Raw genomic sequence first — 19,104 nt, 5'->3', positions numbered from 1 at the left:
CAAGAAGAACAACTGCATGAAGACACTTTCGGACGACTTATACAGGCAATTCAGCAATTTTCTGGCGCAACAGAGCGGCATAGTGCTGGGTGACAACAAACAGTATCTGGTCAAGAGCCGCCTGTCGCCCTTGATGACTCAGTTTGGTATCGAGAGTCTGTCTGATCTGGTCACCCGGGCGATGAACGTGCGCGAGCGGGAACTCAAGATGGCCGTGGTGGATGCCATGACCACCAACGAGACCCTGTGGTTTCGCGATACCTATCCGTTCCAGTTGCTGAGCGACAAGATTTTACCCGAACTCGGCAAGAGCGGTCGTCCCATCAAGATCTGGTCCGCCGCCTCCTCGTCCGGGCAGGAGCCGTACTCCATTGCCATGACGGCGCTGGAGCAGCAGGTCAAGCGACCGGGCACCCTGCCGGGCGGGGTGCAGATAGTGGGGACCGACATCTCCAGCACCATGCTCAACCAGTGCAAGGAGGGGGTCTATGACAGCCTGGCACTGGCCCGGGGCCTCTCCCCCGAGCGCAAGCGGCTGTTCTTCGAGCCCTGCGGCGACAACAAGATGCGGGTATCGGAGCGTGTCAGAAAATTGACCAGCTTCCGTCCCCTGAACCTGCTGGAGAGCTACAGCCTGCTCGGCAAGTTTGACATCATCTTCTGTCGCAACGTGCTCATCTACTTCGCCCCCGAGGTGAAGTCCAAGATCCTCAACCAGTTCGCCGGCAGCCTCAACCCTGGCGGCTATCTGATGCTGGGGGCCTCGGAGTCCCTGGCCGGTCTCACCGACAAGTTCGAGATGATCCGCTGCAACCCCGGCATCGTCTACAAGGTCAAATAACCCTCCTTATATCCCTCTTTGGCACACCTCTTGCTAAACATTCGTGAAGCAGGAGGTGTGCTATGGCAATTTCATTCGACAAGGCATTTGGTGTTCACCAGTACACGCTGAGCGTGCGCGCCAAGCGTGCCGAGGTGTTGTCCAGCAACATCGCCAATGCGGATACACCGGGCTTCAAGGCCCGTGACATCGACTTCTCCCAGGCGCTGCAACAGGCCCAGAGCCGGCAAGGGTTCGGGCTCAGCACCACCAGCGAGAAGCACTTCGCCTTGCAGATGGATGCGCCCGGGTCTACCCAGTACCGCAATCCCCTGCAACCGGATACCGGTGACGGCAACACGGTGGACGTGCAGCAGGAGCGCAGCGAGTTTCTGCGCAACAGCCTCGAATACCAGGCCTCCCTCGAATTCATGAACGGCAAGATAAGCGGCCTGCTCAAGGCACTGAAAGGAGAGCAAGGATGAGTTTGTTCAAGGTCTTTGACATTGCAGGCTCCGCCATGAGCGCGCAGTCCGTTCGCCTCAACACGGTGGCGAGCAACATGGCCAACGCTGACAGCGTCAGTTCCAGCGTGGAAAAAACTTACCACGCCAGGCGGCCAGTCTTTGCCGCCCAGCTGGATCAGGCCATGTCCGACAAGCAGGCCTCGGTCGGGGTGGATGTGAAGGGCATCGTCGAGAGTGATGCGCCCCTGCTCAAGGAGTACAACCCGAATCACCCCATGGCGGACAAGGATGGCTTCATCTTCAAGCCCAACGTCAACATGGTGGAAGAGATGGCGGACATGATAGCGGCGTCGCGCAGCTACCAGACCAACGTCCAAGTGGCCGATGCGGCCAAGAAAATGTTGCAGCAGACCCTGGGTCTGGGCAAGTCCTGACAGAGGTGAACCCGGATGAGAGTGACCCGTGATCGCCTGCCAGGCGGCAACAATCGGCCCAGTGGGCACGCCCTAGAGGGGGGAGCATAAGTGGCAGATACCTATGACAGCCTGCTGGGCGTGAACCGGACAACGTCGGCCCAGACCAGTACGGTCAACACCAGTACCCAGAAAAAGGAGCTGGATCAGGAGTCCTTCCTGAAGCTGCTGACCATGCAGCTCTCCTATCAGGATCCGTTCAAACCGGTGGACAACGCCCAGATGCTTTCCCAGATGACCTCGATGTCGACGTCTCAGGGGATCAGCAGCCTCTCCACCCAGATGGAGAGCCTCAACAGCCTGATGACCTCCAGCCAGGCGCTGCAGGCCTCCGCGCTGGTGGGACAGAACGTGCTGATCCCGTCCAACACGGGTTACGTGGAGAAGGGGGGGACCCTCACGGGGGTCATCGCCACCGGCGATGGCGGCAGCAACATCAAGGTGACGGTGAAGGACGAGAGCGGCCAGGTCATCAGGGAGTTCGCCATCGAAGGGAGCCACAAGGGAAACGTGGCCTTCGAATGGGATGGCAAGGACAAGTCCGGCAACCAGGCCAAGAGCGGCAAATATTCGATAGAGGCGCATGCCACCGTCGACGGCAAGTCGGAGAGCGTCCCCGCCCTGACTTACGCCAAGGTGGAGAGCGTCACCCTGGGAACGAGCACCAACCCCAGCACCCTCAAACTCAAGGGACTGGGTGGCATCTACCTGACCGATGTATTGGAAATTGGCGCGACGACCGGCAAGACCACCACCCAGTCGGCTTCGTCCTCTAACGCAGTGATCTAAGGAGAAAGACATGTCATTCAACAATGCCCTCAGCGGCATCAATGCGGCTCAAAAAGACCTGAACGTCACCGCGAACAACATTGCCAACGTCAATACCACCGGCTTCAAGGAGTCCCGTGCCGAGTTTGCCGACGTCTATGCCAACTCCATCTTCGTCAACGCCAAGACCCAGGTCGGCAACGGGGTGGCGACTGGCGCGGTAGCCCAGCAGTTCCACCAGGGCGCGCTGCAATTCACCAACAACGCGCTGGATCTCGCCATCCAGGGCAACGGCTTCTTCGTGACCTCGGACGGCCTGACCAACCTGGATCGCACCTACACCCGTGCGGGCGCCTTCAAGCTCAATGAAAGCAGCTACATGGTCAGCAACTCCGGCGGTTATCTGCAGGGGTACGAGATCAACTCTGATGGCACCCCCAAGGCGGTGAGCATCAACGCTACCAAGCCCATCCAGATCCCGGACAAGGCCGGTGAGCCGGTGCAGACCACGACGGTCGAGGCTGGTTTCAACCTGCCTTCCAGCACGAAAACGCTGATGGATGTCAATGCCTCCAAATTCGATCCCACGGACTCGACCACCTACTCCTCCTCTACTTCCGTGGTGGTCTATGACTCCCTGGGCGAGCCACACACCATCACCCAGTACTTCACCAAGGAAGCGGATCCGGCCGATCCTACCCAAGCGGCGGTGCCGACTGCCTGGCGTATGTACCTCTATGAAGGGGACAAGCCCATCGACATCGTAGGCGGTACGGCCACCACCATGGCGACCGGTCTGAGCCAGGCTCCCCTGAGCGCCCGGGTGACCTTCGATGCCTCCGGCAAGATGGTCACACCCACCACCCCGGCGGTCATCAAGACGGAACCCCTGGGGGCGACAGGGGCCGGTATCATCACCAATGGCGCCGATGGCACCCAGGAGATTGAGTTCAAGCTTGGTACCGTGACCCAGTACGCCTCCCCCTTTGAAGTGAGCAAGCTGACCCAGGACGGCTCCACCGTCGGTCGCCTGACCAAGGTGGAGATCGGGGCGGATGGCATTGTCTCCGCCACTTACAGCAACGCCACCACCGTCAAGGTGGCCATGGTGGCCATGGCGAAGTTTGCCAATGCCCAGGGGCTCACCCAGGTCGGCGACACCTCCTGGCGCCAGTCCCTGCTCTCTGGCGATGCCTTGCCCGGCACCCCGAACTCCGGCACCTTCGGCTCCATCAAGTCGTCGGCACTGGAGCAGTCCAACGTGGACCTCACCACCGAGCTGGTCGATCTCATCACTGCCCAGCGCAACTTCCAGGCGAACTCCCGTTCCCTGGAAGTGAACAGCTCCCTGCAGCAGAACATACTGCAGATCCGCTAAGACGGCGGGTAGTTGGCAGGGGCGCTTCGGCGCCCCTTGTCATTTCCGTCCCGCCTCATTTCCTCCTTTCATTCCGTCTTCGTCATCTCTATTGGCATTCAACTTGCAGTTGAGCTGTGAGAGTCATCTGTTTGACGGAGGATCCCATGGATCACCTGCTTTACATCGCCATGTCCGGGGCCAAGGAGAACATGAACAGCCTGGCTGTTCGTGGCAACAACCTTGCCAACGCCAACACCATTGGCTTCAAGTCCGACTTCGAGCAGGCGCGCAGCATGCAGGCGTTTGGCGAAGGGCTGCCCACGCGGGTGTTCGCCATGACCGAGCGGCCGGGCCAGAACCTGCAGCACGGCATGCTGATGACCACGGGTCGGGATCTTGACGTTGCCGTCGATGGGCCGGGCTGGATTGCGGTGCAGGATCCCAACGGTGCGGAAGCCTATACCCGCATGGGCAACCTGCAGCTCAATGCCACCGGCAATCTGCAGACTTCCACCGGTCTGAATGTGGTGGATGATGCCGGTCAGCCCATCGTGCTGCCCCTGCCCATGGAGAAAATTGAGATCAATCGTGACGGTACCATCAGCGGCCGTCCCGAGGGGGCAGCCGCCAACCTGCCGGAAGATTTCCAGCGTATCAAGCTGGTCAACCCGGCGGCAGATGCGGTGGAGAAAGGCCAGGACGGCCTGTTTCGCCGCAAGGATGGCCAGAATGAGGCCGCGTCTGCGGATGTGGGCCTGATCGCCGGCTCCCTTGAGGGGAGCAACGTCAACGTGGTCGACGAGATGACCAACCTTATTCGCTTGCAACGTCAGTTTGAAACTCAGGTCAAGATCATGAAGACCGCCGAGGAGAACGACGAGGCACAAACCCAGCTGCTGCGTATCAGCTAATCAAGGAGCACCCCATGAATCCTGCACTCTGGATCAGCAAGACCGGCCTCGATGCCCAGCAGACCAACATCTCGGTCACCTCGAACAACCTGGCGAACGCCAGCACAGTGGGCTACAAGAAGGCGCGGGCCATCTTCGAGGATCTGCTTTATCAGAACATCAACCAGCCTGGCGGTCGCTCCTCGGCGGACACAGAGCTCCCTTCCGGCCTGATGCTGGGGGCGGGGGCCAAGGTGGTCGCCACCCAGAAAAACCACAGTCAGGGCAACGTCCAGACCACGGACAACTCCCTTGACTTGATGATCAGCGGTCGCGGCTACTTCGAAATCCAGCTGCCCGATGGCAGCGCCGCCTATACCCGTAACGGCCAGTTCACCCTGAACGACGAGGGGACCATCGTCACCCCGGGCAACGGTTACCCGCTGCAACCAGAGATCCAGATCCCCGAGAACGCCCAGAGCGTCACCGTGGGGGAGGATGGCCAGGTCTCCGTCCAGCTCAAGGGGGATGGCCAATCCCAGGTGGTGGGCCAGATCAACACCACGGACTTCGTCAACCCCACCGGCCTGCAGCCCATGGGGGAGAACCTCTTCCTCGAGACCCAGTCCAGCGGCGCCCCCATTCAGGGGACTGCCGGTGCGGACGGGCTGGGGGTGATCAAGCAGGGGATGCTGGAGACCTCCAACGTCAACGTGACCGAGGAGCTGGTGAATCTCATCCAGGCTCAGCGGGTCTACGAGATGAACTCCAAGGTCATCTCCGCCGTCGACTCCATGATGTCCTTCCTGACCCAGCGGACCTGATGAAAGGAGTGTCATGATGAAAGCCATATGGATGCTGGGACTGCTGACGCTGGCGGGTTGCACCAGTACCCCCAATACCGCCAAACCGGATGACCCGGATTTCGCCCCCGTCTACGGGGAGTCGGAGCCGGTGTCGGTGCGCCCGACCGGCGCCATCTTCCAGCCCGAGCAGGTCAACGGCATCTACTCGGACATCAAGGCGCACCGGGTGGGTGACATCATCACCATCCAGTTGGCGGAGTCGACCTCGGCGTCGAAAAAGGCCAACACCCAGAGCGGCAAGGACAACAAGCTGGCGCTCGACCCCGTCACCCTAGGTGGCGTGCCGGTCACGGCGGGGCCCTACGATCTGTCGGCCTCCATCGGCCAGAACAGTGCCTTCAAGGGGCAGGCCAAGGCGGATCAGAGCAACAGCCTGCAGGGCAACATCTCGGTCAGCGTGGTCAAGGTACTGCCAAACGGCAACCTGCTGGTGCGCGGCGAGAAGTGGATCATGCTCAACAATGGCAACGAATACATCCGTATCACCGGTCTGGTGCGCCCGGAGGACGTGAGCTCGGAAAACAGCGTCTCCTCCCAGCGGGTGGCCAATGCGCGTATCTATTACGGCGGTACCGGGGATCTGGCGAACACCCAGGAACAGGGCTGGCTCACCAGCTTCTTCAACGGCCCCTGGTGGCCCATTTAAGACTCAAGAGTCCGGGGCGTTCACGGGCCCTAGATCAGGAAGGTTTTGTTAGGAGATGTCATGAACCGATTCCGTCTGCTTGCCCTGCTGTGCTGCCTGCTGCCCTTCGGGCTGGCGCACGCATCCCGCATCAAGGACCTCGCCTCGGTGGAAGGGGTGCGCAGCAACCAGCTGATCGGTTACGGTCTGGTGGTGGGCCTGCCCGGCACGGGGGAGAAGAACAACGCCTTCACGGAGCAGACCTTCAGGACCATGCTCAACAACTTCGGCATCAAGGTGCCTGACAACATCAAGCCCAAGATCAAGGACGTGGCACCGGTAGCCATCCACGCGGATCTGCCCCCCTTCTCCAAGCCGGGTCAGACCATAGACGTCACCGTCTCCGCCATCGGCGAGGCGAAGAGCCTGCGTGGCGGCACCCTGCTCCAGACCTTCCTGAAAGGGCTGGATGGCCGCGTCTATGCGGTGGCCCAGGGCAGCCTGGTGGTCGGTGGCCTCGGGGCCGAAGGGGCGGACGGCTCCAAGGTGGTGGTGAACACGCCCACAGTGGGGCGCATCGCCAACGGGGCGACCGTGGAGCGGGAGGTTCCCAACTCCTTCAGCCAGGGCGACACCATCACCTTCAACCTGAACCGGCCGGACTTCACCACCGCCCGCCGTCTGGCGGACGTGGTCAACGATCTGGTGGGTCCGAACACCGCCCAGGCGATGGACGCCACCTCCATCAAGGTATTCGCACCGAGGGATCCGGCCCAGCGGGTCTCCTACCTCTCCACCATCGAGAACCTGGAAGTGGACCCGGCGAGCGAGTCCGCCAAGATCATCGTGAATTCGCGCACCGGGACCATCGTCATCGGCAGCGAGGTCAAGCTGCGCCCGGCGGCCATCAGCCACGGTGGGCTGACGGTCACCATCGCCGAGAACCAGCAGGTCTCCCAACCCAATCCGCTCGCTGGCGGGCAGACGGCGGTCACCAACAACTCCACCATCAACGTGCAGCAGGATCCCGGTCGGATGTTCAAGCTTGATACCGGCGCGACCCTGGACGACCTGGTGCGGGCGGTGAACCAGGTGGGGGTCGCCCCCGGGGATCTGATGGCGATCCTGGAGGCGCTGCAGCAGGCGGGCGCGATCCAGGGCCAACTGGTCATTCTGTAATTTCGTGAGCGGCAAGCGGTTGCCACGGGCGGCAAAGAGGTAGGTTATGGCAGAGTTCGACACCCAGAGCGGTATCAATATTGGCATGGTGCAGGACGTCCAGAACCTGGACAAACTGCGCCAGATGAGCCTGAGCAAGGAGGGGAAGCAAGGGGCCCTGATGGCGGCCGCCCGCCAGTTCGAATCCATCTTCACCCAGACCCTGTTCAAGGGGATGCGCCAGGCCAACTCGGTGCTCACCGAGGGCAACCCGATGAACAGCAGCTACACCCAGTTCTATGAAGGGATGCTGGACGAGCAGCGGGTTGCCGACATGTCGAGCAAGGGGGGGCTGGGCATTGCCGAGATGGTGGCCAGGCAGCTCTCACCCGAGCAGACCTTCACCCATCAGGATGGCCGGGTACTCAAGCTGCCCCAGCGTACCGAGCGGGTCTACAAGCCCTATCAACCCCCCAGTGCCTCCAACGATCTGATTGCTGCCTCCAAAGTTGGCAAAGATTTTGCTGATAACGAAATGAAGGGTGAGCTGAATGGGGCCGAGCGTACGCTGGCCCTGCCAAGACGCCCCCACCGCACCGTGCCGCCCATGGGCAGCAGCCAGAGGCCTTCGGCCCTGGATGGCAGCGCCAAGGTGTTTGACAGCCCGGAAGAGTTCGTCGACAGGCTGATGCCGCTGGCCAAGAAGGCGGCGGACAAGCTGGGGTTGAGCCCGGCGGTGCTGGTGGCCCAGGCCGCCCTTGAGAGTGGCTGGGGCAAGCGGGTGATCAAGGATGCAGACGGAAACGTGACGCACAACCTGTTCGGCATCAAGGCCGATCCGCGTTGGGAAGGCCCCAAGGCGGTGGTGAGCACCCTGGAATACGAGCAAGGGGTGGCCTCGCGCCAGAAGGCGGCGTTTCGCTCCTACGAGTCGTTTGAAGAGAGCTTCAACGACTACGTGGATTTCCTGACCTCTGGGAGTCGCTACAAGGGGGCGCTGGCCAAGGTGGACAGCCCGGACCGTTACTTCGAGGCGTTGCAGCAGGCCGGTTATGCCACCGATCCCCAGTACGCCAGGAAACTTAAACAAGTGTTGCGCAGTGATGCCATCGCCGGTTACTCGACGCCCGGCAACATTGCAGACAGGAACACAGAGATGGAGCTGTAAGCTATGGCAAGCGATCTGCTTGGAATTGGGACCTCGGGTGTGTTGGCCCAGCAGCGACTGCTGCAGACCACCAGCAACAACATAGTGAACGTCAATAGCCAGGGCTATGTACGTGAACGCACCCTGATCTACACCAATTCCGTCGGATTGGGGACGGGCGACATGGTGAGCGAGCGCATCATCAACGCCTATGCCCAGGCCGAGGTGCGCCGGGATACGTCCGCGTATCAGGCGGCCAACACCCGCTACGATCAACTGTTCCGACTCGACAGCCTGCTCGGTGATGCCAGCAACAGCGTGGGGACCACCATCACCTCCTATTTCAAGGCTTTCCACACCGCCAACGAGTCACCGTCCGAGATCGGGGGGCGCAAGACGACCCTGAGTGAACTGAGCGGCATGGTGGACAGATTCCATACCCTCTCCGCCCAGCTCGACAAGCAGTCCGATACCATCAACGCCACCATAGGGGACGAGACGGACAGGGTGAACAGCCTGCTGAACAGCATCAACGATCTGAACCAGGCCATCGTCCGCACCCAGGGCTCCCCTGAAGAGAACCTGATGCTGTTCGATCAGCGGGATGAGGCCATTCGCCAGCTCTCCGAGAAGATGGAGATCCGCACCGTGACCCAGCCCAATGGCAGCATGCTGGTCAACATGAGCACAGGGCACTCCCTGGTGCTCGATGGCGGCGTGGCCCAGTTCAAGGTGGTGCCGGGGGACCCGGATTCCCGTGAGCCTTCCCTGCAGCTGACCCTGGGCAAGAACCAGGCCAGCATCAACGACCAGGATATTGGCGGTGCCATCGGTGGCCTCTTCACCGCGCGCCGGGATCTGGAGCCCGCCAAGCGGGAGCTGGGGCAGCTGGCCGTCGCCCTGGGGGATGCCATGAACCAGCAGAACCGGCTGGGGATGGATCTCGACAACGAGCTTGGGGGGGATCTCTTCACCCTCAAGGGAAGCCAGGGGCTGCCCTACGCCAGCAACCAGGGTAACGGGGCGGCCAGCGTCAACTTCGTCCCCGGCAAGGGGAGCGAGGTCACCACCTTCGACTACGAGGTGCGGTTCAACAGCGCCACCGGTTACGAGGTATTCTCCATCGACGGCAGCGGGCAGCGTACCTCGCTCGCCACGGGGACCACGCCGCCAGCCACCTTCGAGGTGGCGGGGCACGGCATCGAAATCGATCTCTCCGGCACTCCGGTCGCGGGTGACAAGATCTTGTTGCAACCCACCCGGAATGCGGCTGCCAACCTGGAGCAGGCGATCACCCGTCCCGAGGATATCGCGCTGGCATCCCCCCTGAAGGCGGACAAGGGATCCCAGAACCTGGGCTCGGGCGAGATAACGCTGGGCGGTGTCTACAACACCGGCACGGGCTCGGGTTTTGGCACCAACACTCTGGACCCGAGTGCCCCCCAGGTCATCAAGATCGACGGCAGCGGCAACTACGAGGTCTATGACAAGAACAACAACCTGCTCGGTGTGGCCCCCGCCTCCAGCAAGGGAAAGAACCTGATGGCCGCCCTCGAGAGCCCCCTGGGGGGGCCCAAGGTCTACGCCGATCCGACCCAGAGCCCGGGCTATGAGTTCAGCATCACCGGCAAGGTGGAGGCCAACGACAGCTTCACGCTCAGCTACAACAAGGACGGCTTTGCGGACAACGCCAACGGCCTGGCGCTGGCGGAGCTGCAGAACAAGGAGCTGGTGCGCAAGAACAACAACGCCGCCACCAGCAACGACAAGATGACCTTCAACGATGCCTACTCGGGTCTGGTGAGCGGCATTGGCAACAAGACCAGTCAGGCCAAGACCCTGCTGCAGGCCAACGAGGCGAAGCTGACCCAGAGTACCGCCATCTTCGAGAGTGTCTCCGGCGTCAACCTGGAGGAGGAGGCGGCCAACCTCATCCGCTTCCAGCAGTCCTATGCGGCCTCGGCCCAGATAGTGAACACCGCCAAGACCATCTTCGACACCCTGCTCTCCTCCGTGAGGTAAGTCATGCGCATCACCACCAACATGATCTATGACCGCAACCTTGCCTCCATGAGCAAGGTGAGCGAGCGCCAGAACACCGCCTACAACCAGTTGATGACGGGGGATAAATTCTCCCGTTCCGGGGAGGACCCGGCCGGCATGAGCCAGAAGATGGCGCTGACCAAGGAGATCGATCTCTTCAAGCAGTACGGCGTCAACGGCAGCCTGCTGGAGAACAGCCTGGGCCACGAGGAGACGGTGCTGACCTCCCTCAACAACGCCATGCTGAGTGCCCAGACCCTGATCCAGAAGGCGAACAACTCCGCCATGGGCTCCGAGGAGCGCAACGCCATCGCGAGCGAACTGGAGGGGCTGCAAAAGCAGATGTTCGACCTGATGAACAGCAAGAACTCCCAGGGGGAGTACATCTTCGGCGGCAATCAGAGCAAGACCCAGCCCTTCGTCAAGGATGCCAGCGGCAACTATGTGTTCCAGGGGGACACGGGGCAGCGCAACATCCAGGTCTCTCCCACGGTGCAGATCCCGGCCAACGACTCCGGTTTCGATCTGTTCGAGATGGTGGCGACCCGGCGCACCGCCAGCGCCGCCAGTGGCAACATCCAGGTGTCGGTGGCGGATCAGGGGAACTTCGAGAGCTTCTATCGCAACAACTATGATGCTTCCCTGCCGAGCAACCAGTATGCGGTCAGCACCCTGGCCGGGCCGCCGGACACCTACGAGATCCGTGACAGCGGTGGCACCCTGCTGCAAAGCGGCGACTATGTGGCGGGCAACAAGATCCCCTTCAACGGCCTGGCGCTCACCCTCGACCTCCCTGCGGGGTCGGCGACCCAGAACTTCGTGCTGGATACCCCGAAAAACGACAACATCCTCAATGGCATGTCCGATTTCATCTCCGCCATGCGCGATCCGACCCTGTCCGAGAGCGATTTCCAGCTGGCGGTCTCCGATGCCACCACCCACATGAGCAACGCCAGAACCAAGATAGACCGGGGACTGGGGGAGCTGGGGGGAAGGATGAACAGCCTGGAGCAGGTGATGAGCTCCAACGACGGACTCAGCACCCTGAACCAGCAGGCGCGGGCCAAGGTGTCCGAGGCGGACATGTACGAGGTGATCGCGGCCCTCTCCAAGGAGGATGCAGCCATGAGCGCCTCCCAGCTCGCCTTCAGCAAGATAAGCAAGCTGACCCTCTTCGACTATATCCGCTGACGTTCGTCCGTTGACCGCAGGCTCCCCCGTGCCACGCACGGGAGAGCCTCGTTTCATGAAGGGCCCACCGTCCGGCCAATTTGTAACAACCCGTTGCCAGGGGCCCGTTTGCCTTGACTCGACCTGCGCCTGGGCAGATGATGCCGCCCGCACGGTAGCGCCGTGCAATCAATGTTCGCAGCATCTCGTTAGGCGAGGCTCCTGCATAAACACAGGCCACTGATCTCACGACGTCCAGAGACGCCCAAGATCAGGACAGTTTTCATCGGATTAAGGTGTCAACCCAAGTGGCTTCCGGCATGCCGGATACGTTATGCAGTGCTAAAGCTGGTACGTGGGGATGAAAACACGCCGGACGGCGTCATTTCCTGCCTGTTACTCGTCAATCAAATTGCTGTTTTCTTGCCGTTGCATCCGGCCAGGTGCCGGAGGCGTTCAGGTTCGCCTGAAATCACATGAGGACATCTGTGATGAAGAAAACACACACCCTGCTCAATCGTCATCAACTGCTCGACCCGGTTGCCCTGCGCAACTGGCTGGCGCACAACCTGGATCCGGTGGCCCGTGCCGATCAGCTTCTGACCCTGCGCCCGGAAGAGCTCAACTGCATCTTCGATACCCTCTCCATGCCGGAAGGGGCGTCCTTGCTCGCCTCCCTCCCGGCGGAGTGTGCCGGCCATCTGCTGCTCAGGCTGCATGGCAGCATCGTGGGAATACTACAGGGCACCCTGGCCCGTCGGGACCTGCTGGCCATCCTGCGCAGGCTCGACGAGCACGATCGCAAGACCCTGCTCGCCCGGCTGCCAGACCCCGCCCGTAAAGCCTTCCAGTCACTGCTGGCCTGGCCGAACGAGTCGGTGGGGGCCAACATGCGCCACGAATACCTGGCAGTGGAGGCCAATGCGACGGTGGAAAGCGCCAAGCAGCTGATCCACGGGGCCTGGGATCAGGCCAGGCTGTTCGGTCATCTCTATGTGGTTGACGGCGAGCAGCGCCTGCTTGGCAGCGTCTCCCTCAAGTCGTTGCTGATCGCCGATCCTCTGCTGCCGGTAGGGGAGCTGATGGAGGGGGAGGCGGTGCGCATCAACGCCCGGGCGGATCAGGAGCTGGCGGCCCGCCTGCTCATTGACCGCGACCTCTCGCTCCTGCCGGTGGAAGATCAGGGGCGTCTGGTGGGGGTCTTCCACGTGGACGATGCCGCCGACATCCTGGAGCTGGAGTCCACCGAGGATGCGGAGCTGCAAGGGGGTTCCTCGCCACTCGACACTCCCTATCTGCAGGCCACCCCCTGGCAGCTGTGGCGCAAGCGGGTGGGCTGGCTGCTGATCCTGTTCGTGGCGGAAGCCTACACAGGCACCGTGCTGCGGGCCTTTGAAGAGCAGCTGGAGGCAGCCATCGCCCTGGCCTTCTTCATCCCGCTCCTCATCGGCACCGGTGGCAACAGCGGTACCCAGATCACCACCACCATAGTGCGCGCCATGGCGGTGGGGGAGGTGAGCCTGAAAAACCTCGGCACTGTGCTGAAAAAGGAGATCTCCACCGGTCTGCTCATCTCGGCCGCCATCGCGCTGGCGGCCTGGGTGCGGGCCTGGAGCCTGGGGGTGGGGCCCGAGATCGGCATGGTGGTGACCCTGACCATCGTCGCCATCGTGCTCTGGAGCGCCACCGTCGCCTCGGTGATCCCCATGGTGCTGCGTCGCTTTCGCATCGACCCGGCGGTGGTCTCCGCCCCCTTCATCGCCACCCTGGTGGACGGTACCGGCCTCATCATCTACTTCGAGATAGCCAAGCTGATCCTGCCGGATCTGCAGTAGGAAAGGGCAAGAGACAAAAAAGGCAGCCATCGGCTGCCTTTTTGCACAGAGGGGCGGATCACCCGAGCTGGAACAGCAGGGGCCAGCCCTGCTCGTGGCAGTAGCGGTGCTCCTTTTCCAGGTTCTGCATCAGCAACTTGTTCTCGTCGCACCAGTCCAGGGGCAGGGTGACCACCAGCTGATCCCCGGCGGCCTGCACGTTCCACTCGGGCAGCAGGTTGTCCTGACGCCTGTGGTGGGCCGCCACCGCGAGGCGCAGGATGCGGATGCAGCGCAGCACCGTCTGCTCGTCGTGGTTGGGCAGGGCCGGCAGCTCGGAGAGCTTGAGCCCCTTGCGGTGAAAGCGCACCAGGGCCGCCAGCAGGGCCTGATCGTCCTGGTTGAAGCCGGGCAGGTCGGTGTTTTGCAAGATGTAGGCGGAGTGTTTGTGGATGCCGCTGTAGTTGATGGCAAGGCCGATCTCGTGCAGCCGCGCCGCCCAGCCGAGGATGGCGCGATAGGGCTCTTCCGGCATCTCCCAGGGGCCGCTCAGAGCGTCGAACAGGGAGAGGACGCTGCTCTCTACCCGGGTGGCCTGGCGCTTGTCGATGCGATAGTGGGTGCTGAGCGCAAGCGCGGTACGTTCGCGAATGTCGTGATGCTGCAGACGCTCCTCGAACTCGTAGAGCAGCCCTTCGCGCAGGGCGCCGTCGGAGTACTCCATCCGCTCGATGGGCAGGGAGGTGAAGAGCCCGAGCAGGATGGCCACCGCGGCGGCAAAGACCCCCTGACGCTCCTCGGTGAGGCCTGCCAGTTTGAGCTGGTCGACCCGCTTGTGCTTGAGCATCTCTTCCTTCAGCCGCTCGAGTCCCGCCAGGGTGATGGCACCATCGGTCCACTCTTCTCCCTGCAACACGTCGCGCACGGTGCGGATGGAGCCAGAGCTGCCGAGGCAGCTCTGCCAGCCCAGCTTGCGGTACTGGTTGATGATGGGGGCGAGCTGATGCTGGGCTTCCAACACGGCGGCGTTGAAGGCCTTCTCGCCGAGCTTGCCGTTGCCAAAGAAGCTCTGGGTGAAGCTCACGCAGCCCATCTTGCGGCTGGTGAGCGCCTTGTGCTCAAACCCTTCGCCAATGATGAGCTCGGTGCTGCCGCCGCCGATGTCCACCACCAGCACCTGGCCCTCGATGTGCTGGGTATGGGCGACCCCCTGATAGATGAGGCGGGCCTCTTCCTGGCCGCTGATGATCTCGATGGGGTGGTTGAGCACCTTGGCCGCCTCGCGCACGAAGTCGCGGGCGTTGCTGGCGCGGCGCAATGTGTAGGTGCCGGCGATGCGGATCTGATCCGGCTTGATGTTGGTGAGCCGCTCGGCGAACAGGGCGAGGCAGTCCAGCCCGCGCGCCATGGCCTCCTGGGACATGCGGCGCTGCTCATCCATCCCTTCGGCGAGGCGCACTCGCTCCTTGATGCGATCGATGATCTGCATCCGCCCCTCGGTGAGGCGGGCAATGACCATGTGGAAGCTGTTCGAGCCCAGATCGACAGCGGCGTACAGACTATTGTCCATGGTTTGACTCTATGCGTTTGAGGTAGTCGTAAATCGCCACCTGGGAACGGACCTTGCGGCGGTTGCCCCGCTTCACGTACTCGTTCTTCTGGTCGGCATCGATCACCCGCGCCTTGCAGGTATCACTCAGTTGTAGCTCGAGAATGTCGAGGATGCGCTGCTTGAGCCGCTCGTCATAGATGGGGGTGCCCACCTCGATGCGACCGTCGATGTTGCGGCTCATCCAGTCGGCACTGGAGATATAGAGCTGGGGATTGCCCTTGTTGTGGAACACCATCACCCGCGGATGTTCGAGGAAACGGTCGATGATGCTGATGACCCGGATGTTGTCGCTCAGACCCGGCACCCCCGGGCGCAGGGCGCACATGCCCCGGATGATCATCTGGATGGGCACCCCGGCCTGGCCGGCGGCATAGAGCCGGTTGATGAGGTCTCTGTCCACCAGATTGTTGATCTTGAGGGTGATGCCGCTGGGCTGCCCCGCCTTGGCGTTGGCCAGCTCGTTATCGATGAGGCGATAGAGCTGGCGGCGGCTGTTGATGGGGGAGACCAGCAGGTGGTTGAACTTGTAGCGCCGATAGGGGTACTCGATGTACTCGAACACGCTTTCCACCTCGGCGGTGATGTCCGGATGGCGGGTCAGCAGGGAGAAGTCGGTGTAGATCTTGGCGGTTTTCTCGTTGAAGTTGCCGGTCCCGATATGGGCGTAGCGCACCGCCTCGCCGTTCTCGTGGCGGGTGATGAGGCAGAGCTTGGAGTGGATCTTGAGGCTGGGCACCCCGAACACCACCTTGACGCCTGCGTCGGTCAGGATGTTGGCCCAGTCGATGTTGGCTGCCTCGTCGAAGCGGGCGCGCAGCTCCACCACCACGGTCACCTTCTTGCCGTTGTTGGCGGCGTCGATGAGGGAGTGGATGATCCGCGACTTCTTGGCCACCCGGTAGATGTTGATACGAATGGCGCTGACCGCCGGGTCGAAGGCCGCCTGGCGCACCAGCTCGGTGAAGTGGTGGAACTTGTGGTACGGGTAGTAGAGCAGGATGTCCTGCTTGGCGATGGCGTCGAAGGCGTTGACGAAGCCGTCAAAGTCGCGGCAGTCCAGGGCCGGCAGCTTGGGGTTTTCCAGATAATCCCGGCCCACATTGGGGAAGCCGATGAAATCCTTGAAGTTGTGATAGCGCCCACCGGGCATGATGGCGTCGTAGGAGCTGATCTGCAGCTTGAGCTTCAAGAAGCTTATCATGGCCGCCGGCATCTCCCGCTCGTAGACGAAGCGCACCGGCATGGCGGTGAGGCGCTGTTTCAAGCCGTCACTCATCTTGTCCACCAGGCTGAGGTCCAGCTGGTCGGAGAGGTCATATTCGGCATCCCGGGTCAGCTTGACCGCGTAGGCGGCAATCTCGTCGTAGTCGAAGAAGCCCTTGAAGATCTCGTCCAGACAGAAGCGGATAACGTTGTCCAGGATGATGATCTGCTTCTTGCGACGGGTGCCCTCCGGCGGTAGCTGGAAGAAGCGGGGCAGATCGTCGGTGGGCACTTCCACCAGGGCGTACTGGATCACCTGGCCGTTCTTCTTCATCTCGATGGCGAGATAGGTGTGCTCGTCTTTCAGGAACTTGACCGGGTTGACCTCCTTGTTGAGGAGGATGGGGATGATGTGGCGCAGCACCTTTTCCCGGAAGAAGATCCGCAGCCACTGCTGGATGGACTCGGAAAGCTGGCTTTCGTTCACCAGGAAGATATTGTGGCGGGCCAGCGCGATCAGCAGCTCCTTGTAGGTGTTGTCGAACGCCTCGCCGAGCGCCATCACCTTCTGCTGGATGGCGCGCAGCAGCACCTTGGCCTCGTCGTCGCCGCCGTGGACTTCGTTGATGAGGATGCGGCGCTTGACGTCCGACACCCGTACCTTGAAGAACTCGTCCTGATTGGAGGAGAAAATCCCGAGGAAGCGGACCCGCTCGATGAGGGGTACCGTTTTGTCCATCGCCTCTTGCAACACCCGTTCATTGAATGAGAGCCAGCTAAGCTCTTTCTCTTCATACTGCTTGTCGGTGCTCATCTGGTGCCTCTTTGCTCTGGTTGCGTCTGCGCGGAAGTTATGGCGTCAAACCATGACAAATTTATGACAGGCGACACTATTCGCTCAGATCCTGATCGATGTCGACGACGAGGTCGTCGGAGAGGGACTCCAGGGCCGTGACGAGATCGTCCAGCTCGAGCTGCGGCGGCAGGGCCACCAGGGCGTGGGCATAGAAGAGGGGGGCGCCTGAGTGGGGCGCAGGTTCGCAACCTGTGGTGAGGTCGGCGACGTTGATGTTGAGTTGGCGCAGGATGCTGGCCACTTCGTGGACGATGCCCGGTCTGTCGTTGCCGGTGACGCTCAGCATCACCTGATGGGCCGGTTGCGGGCTGAGCTGCCCTTCGGCGAAGCTCACGGTGAGGCCAGGCAGCATCACCAGGGCCTCGCACAGGCTGCGGTAATGCTCGTCAGGCACGGCGACGTGCAAAATGCCGGCAAATTGCCCCGCCAGCTCGCTCATGGAGCTGGCCAGCCAGTTGCCCTGCTGCCGGGTGATGGTATCGGCCAGGCTCTCGACGATCCCGGGTTTGTCTGCGCCGATCACGGTGACGACCAATTGCTTTTGCATCCTGCTCTCCTTGAATGGGGCTGCGTGGGGTCCGTTGACGCCTGGCGGTGACGGGGAGTGCGCCAGAACGTCCATGGGCTCTAGCATTGTGCCTGCTGTGACAGGCCATATGAAGCCCGCCTTGCGCAAATTCAGTGAAAAAACGCGAATGCCGGGACGGGCTTGATTTCTGCGCTGCCTGAGTCGCTTTCCCCGTGGTAGAGTGTGCCCCTTCCTCTGGTGTGAACTGAATTTGTCTTGTAAACGGGATGTGCGTGTATGAATAGCCTTGTCGTATCGGGAGCCGTGTTGCTGGGGTTGCTCCTGCTGGTGATCGTCTGGCGCAGGGAGAAAGGGGGCAAGGCCGAGCCCTATGATCTGCAGGAAACCTTGATGAGCCCAGCGGAGCGCACCTTCTTCGGGGTGCTTGATCAGGCGGTGGGGGACAAGGCCCGTGTCTTTGCCAAGGTACGAGCCTCCTATGTACTGACGCCCGAGGCGCACCTTGGCAAAGGCAAGCGCCAGCAGGCGCTCGGCAAGATAGGGGAGAAGCACTTCGATTTTCTGCTCTGCCACCCGGCGGATCTCTCTTTCCTGTGTGCCGTGGAGCTGGATGACGAGGGGCACCGCCACCAGAAGCGCAAGGCGCGGGATCTCTTCCTGAAGGCGGCCTGCGATGGCGCCGGTCTGCCGCTGTTGCAGATCCCGGCCAGCAGCCACTACCAGGTCGACGAGTTGCGGGAGCAACTGCTGCCCCTGCTGGCGAGAACGACGGCGCCGGTGGATGACCTGCTGCCCGGCGAGCGCCGCGAACCGACCTTCAGCCCGCTGCTGCTCGATGGTGTCGATCTGGGCACGTCACACCCGGGGGCTGCCAGGGAGCCCCAGGTGCCGCCCCCCCAGGCCGAAGAGGCAATGCCCGTGTTGATGGGGGAGAATCCCTTCCTCGATCCGGATGAGGAGGAGCCCCGGGAGACGACCCCTCATTGCCCCCGCTGTGCCGCGCCCCTGGTGGCACGGGAAGCACGAAAGGGTCCCCATGCCGGTCGCCTGTTCCTCGCCTGCAGCCGGTTTCCCGAGTGCCGCTATGCCGCTCCCCAGGAGAGCGTGAAGCACTGATCCCTCCTCTGACGCCGCCCCCTGTCGGCGTCATTCTTTTCCCTTCGCTGGTTTTCATCCGATACTCAATCTGGTTGGAAGCGTGATCCCCGTCCCGCCAGGGTCCGGGAGGATGCGACAAGTTTTGACAATCCGCCAGAATTTTGGCACTTTGTCCCCCTTATGACACTGTGCGAAATTGGTTTGA

Annotated in this window: 17 protein-coding genes and 1 riboswitch; of the genes, 14 read left to right on the top strand and 3 right to left on the bottom strand. The window is 61.9% G+C overall.

From position 1 onward, the window contains the following. Window positions 1-16 precede the first annotated feature (16 nt). The 13 genes from OKC41_RS01280 to mgtE all read left to right on the top strand — a co-directional run bounded on the left by OKC41_RS01280 (window position 17) and on the right by mgtE (window position 13,622). A complete protein-coding gene (locus OKC41_RS01280; RefSeq protein WP_270671603.1) occupies window positions 17-841 on the top strand; it encodes a protein-glutamate O-methyltransferase in 825 nt (274 codons plus the stop codon). Between the two features lie 62 nt (window positions 842-903). Beyond that, window positions 904-1,305 carry a flagellar basal body rod protein FlgB gene (flgB, locus tag OKC41_RS01275; protein ID WP_042076352.1) on the top strand — a complete coding sequence of 134 codons (402 nt, stop codon included), beginning with the start codon at window positions 904-906 and terminating at the stop codon, window positions 1,303-1,305. Beyond that, on the top strand, window positions 1,302-1,721 hold the full coding sequence (flgC, locus tag OKC41_RS01270) for a flagellar basal body rod protein FlgC (RefSeq protein WP_005329775.1): 420 nt from the start codon (window positions 1,302-1,304) through the stop codon (window positions 1,719-1,721). The genes flgB and flgC overlap by 4 nt, the downstream gene beginning before the upstream one ends. A 90-nt stretch (window positions 1,722-1,811) precedes the next feature. After that, window positions 1,812-2,549, top strand: a complete 738-nt coding sequence (locus tag OKC41_RS01265; RefSeq protein WP_010675293.1) for a flagellar hook assembly protein FlgD — start codon at window positions 1,812-1,814, stop codon at window positions 2,547-2,549. A gap of 10 nt (window positions 2,550-2,559) precedes the next feature. After that, window positions 2,560-3,906, top strand: coding sequence for a flagellar hook protein FlgE (gene flgE / locus OKC41_RS01260; protein ID WP_039040233.1), 1,347 nt, complete (start codon window positions 2,560-2,562; stop codon window positions 3,904-3,906). A 146-nt stretch (window positions 3,907-4,052) separates the two neighbouring features. After that, window positions 4,053-4,799: a flagellar basal-body rod protein FlgF gene (gene flgF / locus OKC41_RS01255; RefSeq protein ID WP_010675291.1), complete on the top strand. Its 747-nt coding sequence runs from the start codon at window positions 4,053-4,055 to the stop codon at window positions 4,797-4,799. 14 nt (window positions 4,800-4,813) lie between these two features. Then, window positions 4,814-5,602 carry a flagellar basal-body rod protein FlgG gene (gene flgG / locus OKC41_RS01250; RefSeq protein WP_010675290.1) on the top strand — a complete coding sequence of 263 codons (789 nt, stop codon included), beginning with the start codon at window positions 4,814-4,816 and terminating at the stop codon, window positions 5,600-5,602. A 16-nt stretch (window positions 5,603-5,618) separates the two neighbouring features. After that, the gene (gene flgH, locus OKC41_RS01245; protein WP_010675289.1) at window positions 5,619-6,290 is read left to right on the top strand and encodes a flagellar basal body L-ring protein FlgH; all 672 of its coding nucleotides are present in this window, start codon (window positions 5,619-5,621) and stop codon (window positions 6,288-6,290) included. A 60-nt stretch (window positions 6,291-6,350) separates the two neighbouring features. Next, entirely contained in the window at window positions 6,351-7,448 is a 1,098-nt protein-coding gene (locus tag OKC41_RS01240) for a flagellar basal body P-ring protein FlgI (RefSeq protein WP_010675288.1), read from the top strand. A 46-nt stretch (window positions 7,449-7,494) separates the two neighbouring features. Next, a complete protein-coding gene (gene flgJ / locus OKC41_RS01235) occupies window positions 7,495-8,595 on the top strand; it encodes a flagellar assembly peptidoglycan hydrolase FlgJ (protein WP_042017546.1) in 1,101 nt (366 codons plus the stop codon). A gap of 3 nt (window positions 8,596-8,598) precedes the next feature. Beyond that, complete coding sequence (flgK, locus tag OKC41_RS01230) at window positions 8,599-10,596, top strand: flagellar hook-associated protein FlgK (RefSeq protein ID WP_039040236.1); 1,998 nt, start codon at window positions 8,599-8,601, stop codon at window positions 10,594-10,596. Between the two features lie 3 nt (window positions 10,597-10,599). Further along, the gene (gene flgL / locus OKC41_RS01225; RefSeq protein WP_010675285.1) at window positions 10,600-11,808 is read left to right on the top strand and encodes a flagellar hook-associated protein FlgL; all 1,209 of its coding nucleotides are present in this window, start codon (window positions 10,600-10,602) and stop codon (window positions 11,806-11,808) included. A gap of 177 nt (window positions 11,809-11,985) precedes the next feature. Then, a riboswitch (M-box (ykoK) riboswitch) is annotated at window positions 11,986-12,155 on the top strand. 123 nt (window positions 12,156-12,278) lie between these two features. Further along, window positions 12,279-13,622, top strand: a complete 1,344-nt coding sequence (gene mgtE / locus OKC41_RS01220; protein WP_201893601.1) for a magnesium transporter — start codon at window positions 12,279-12,281, stop codon at window positions 13,620-13,622. Window positions 13,623-13,680: 58 nt separating this feature from the next. Here the strand turns inward: mgtE and ppx are convergent, their stop codons facing one another. From ppx to OKC41_RS01205, 3 genes are all read right to left on the bottom strand, one after another. After that, entirely contained in the window at window positions 13,681-15,171 is a 1,491-nt protein-coding gene (gene ppx, locus OKC41_RS01215; RefSeq protein ID WP_041214872.1) for an exopolyphosphatase, read from the bottom strand. Further along, window positions 15,161-17,230, bottom strand: coding sequence for a polyphosphate kinase 1 (ppk1, locus tag OKC41_RS01210; protein ID WP_010675282.1), 2,070 nt, complete (start codon window positions 17,228-17,230; stop codon window positions 15,161-15,163). The genes ppx and ppk1 overlap by 11 nt, the downstream gene beginning before the upstream one ends. A 76-nt stretch (window positions 17,231-17,306) precedes the next feature. Further along, window positions 17,307-17,819 carry a glycine cleavage system protein R gene (locus tag OKC41_RS01205; protein ID WP_010675281.1) on the bottom strand — a complete coding sequence of 171 codons (513 nt, stop codon included), beginning with the start codon at window positions 17,817-17,819 and terminating at the stop codon, window positions 17,307-17,309. A gap of 258 nt (window positions 17,820-18,077) precedes the next feature. Between OKC41_RS01205 and OKC41_RS01200 the strand changes: the two genes are divergently transcribed. Further along, a complete protein-coding gene (locus tag OKC41_RS01200; RefSeq protein WP_201890787.1) occupies window positions 18,078-18,917 on the top strand; it encodes a DUF2726 domain-containing protein in 840 nt (279 codons plus the stop codon). Window positions 18,918-19,104: the final 187 nt, after the last annotated feature.

Origin of the sequence: Aeromonas sp. QDB17, from assembly GCF_027705305.1 — a bacterium.
Taxonomy (GTDB): domain Bacteria; phylum Pseudomonadota; class Gammaproteobacteria; order Enterobacterales; family Aeromonadaceae; genus Aeromonas; species Aeromonas caviae.
This window is presented reverse-complemented; position numbering and strand designations above follow the sequence as displayed.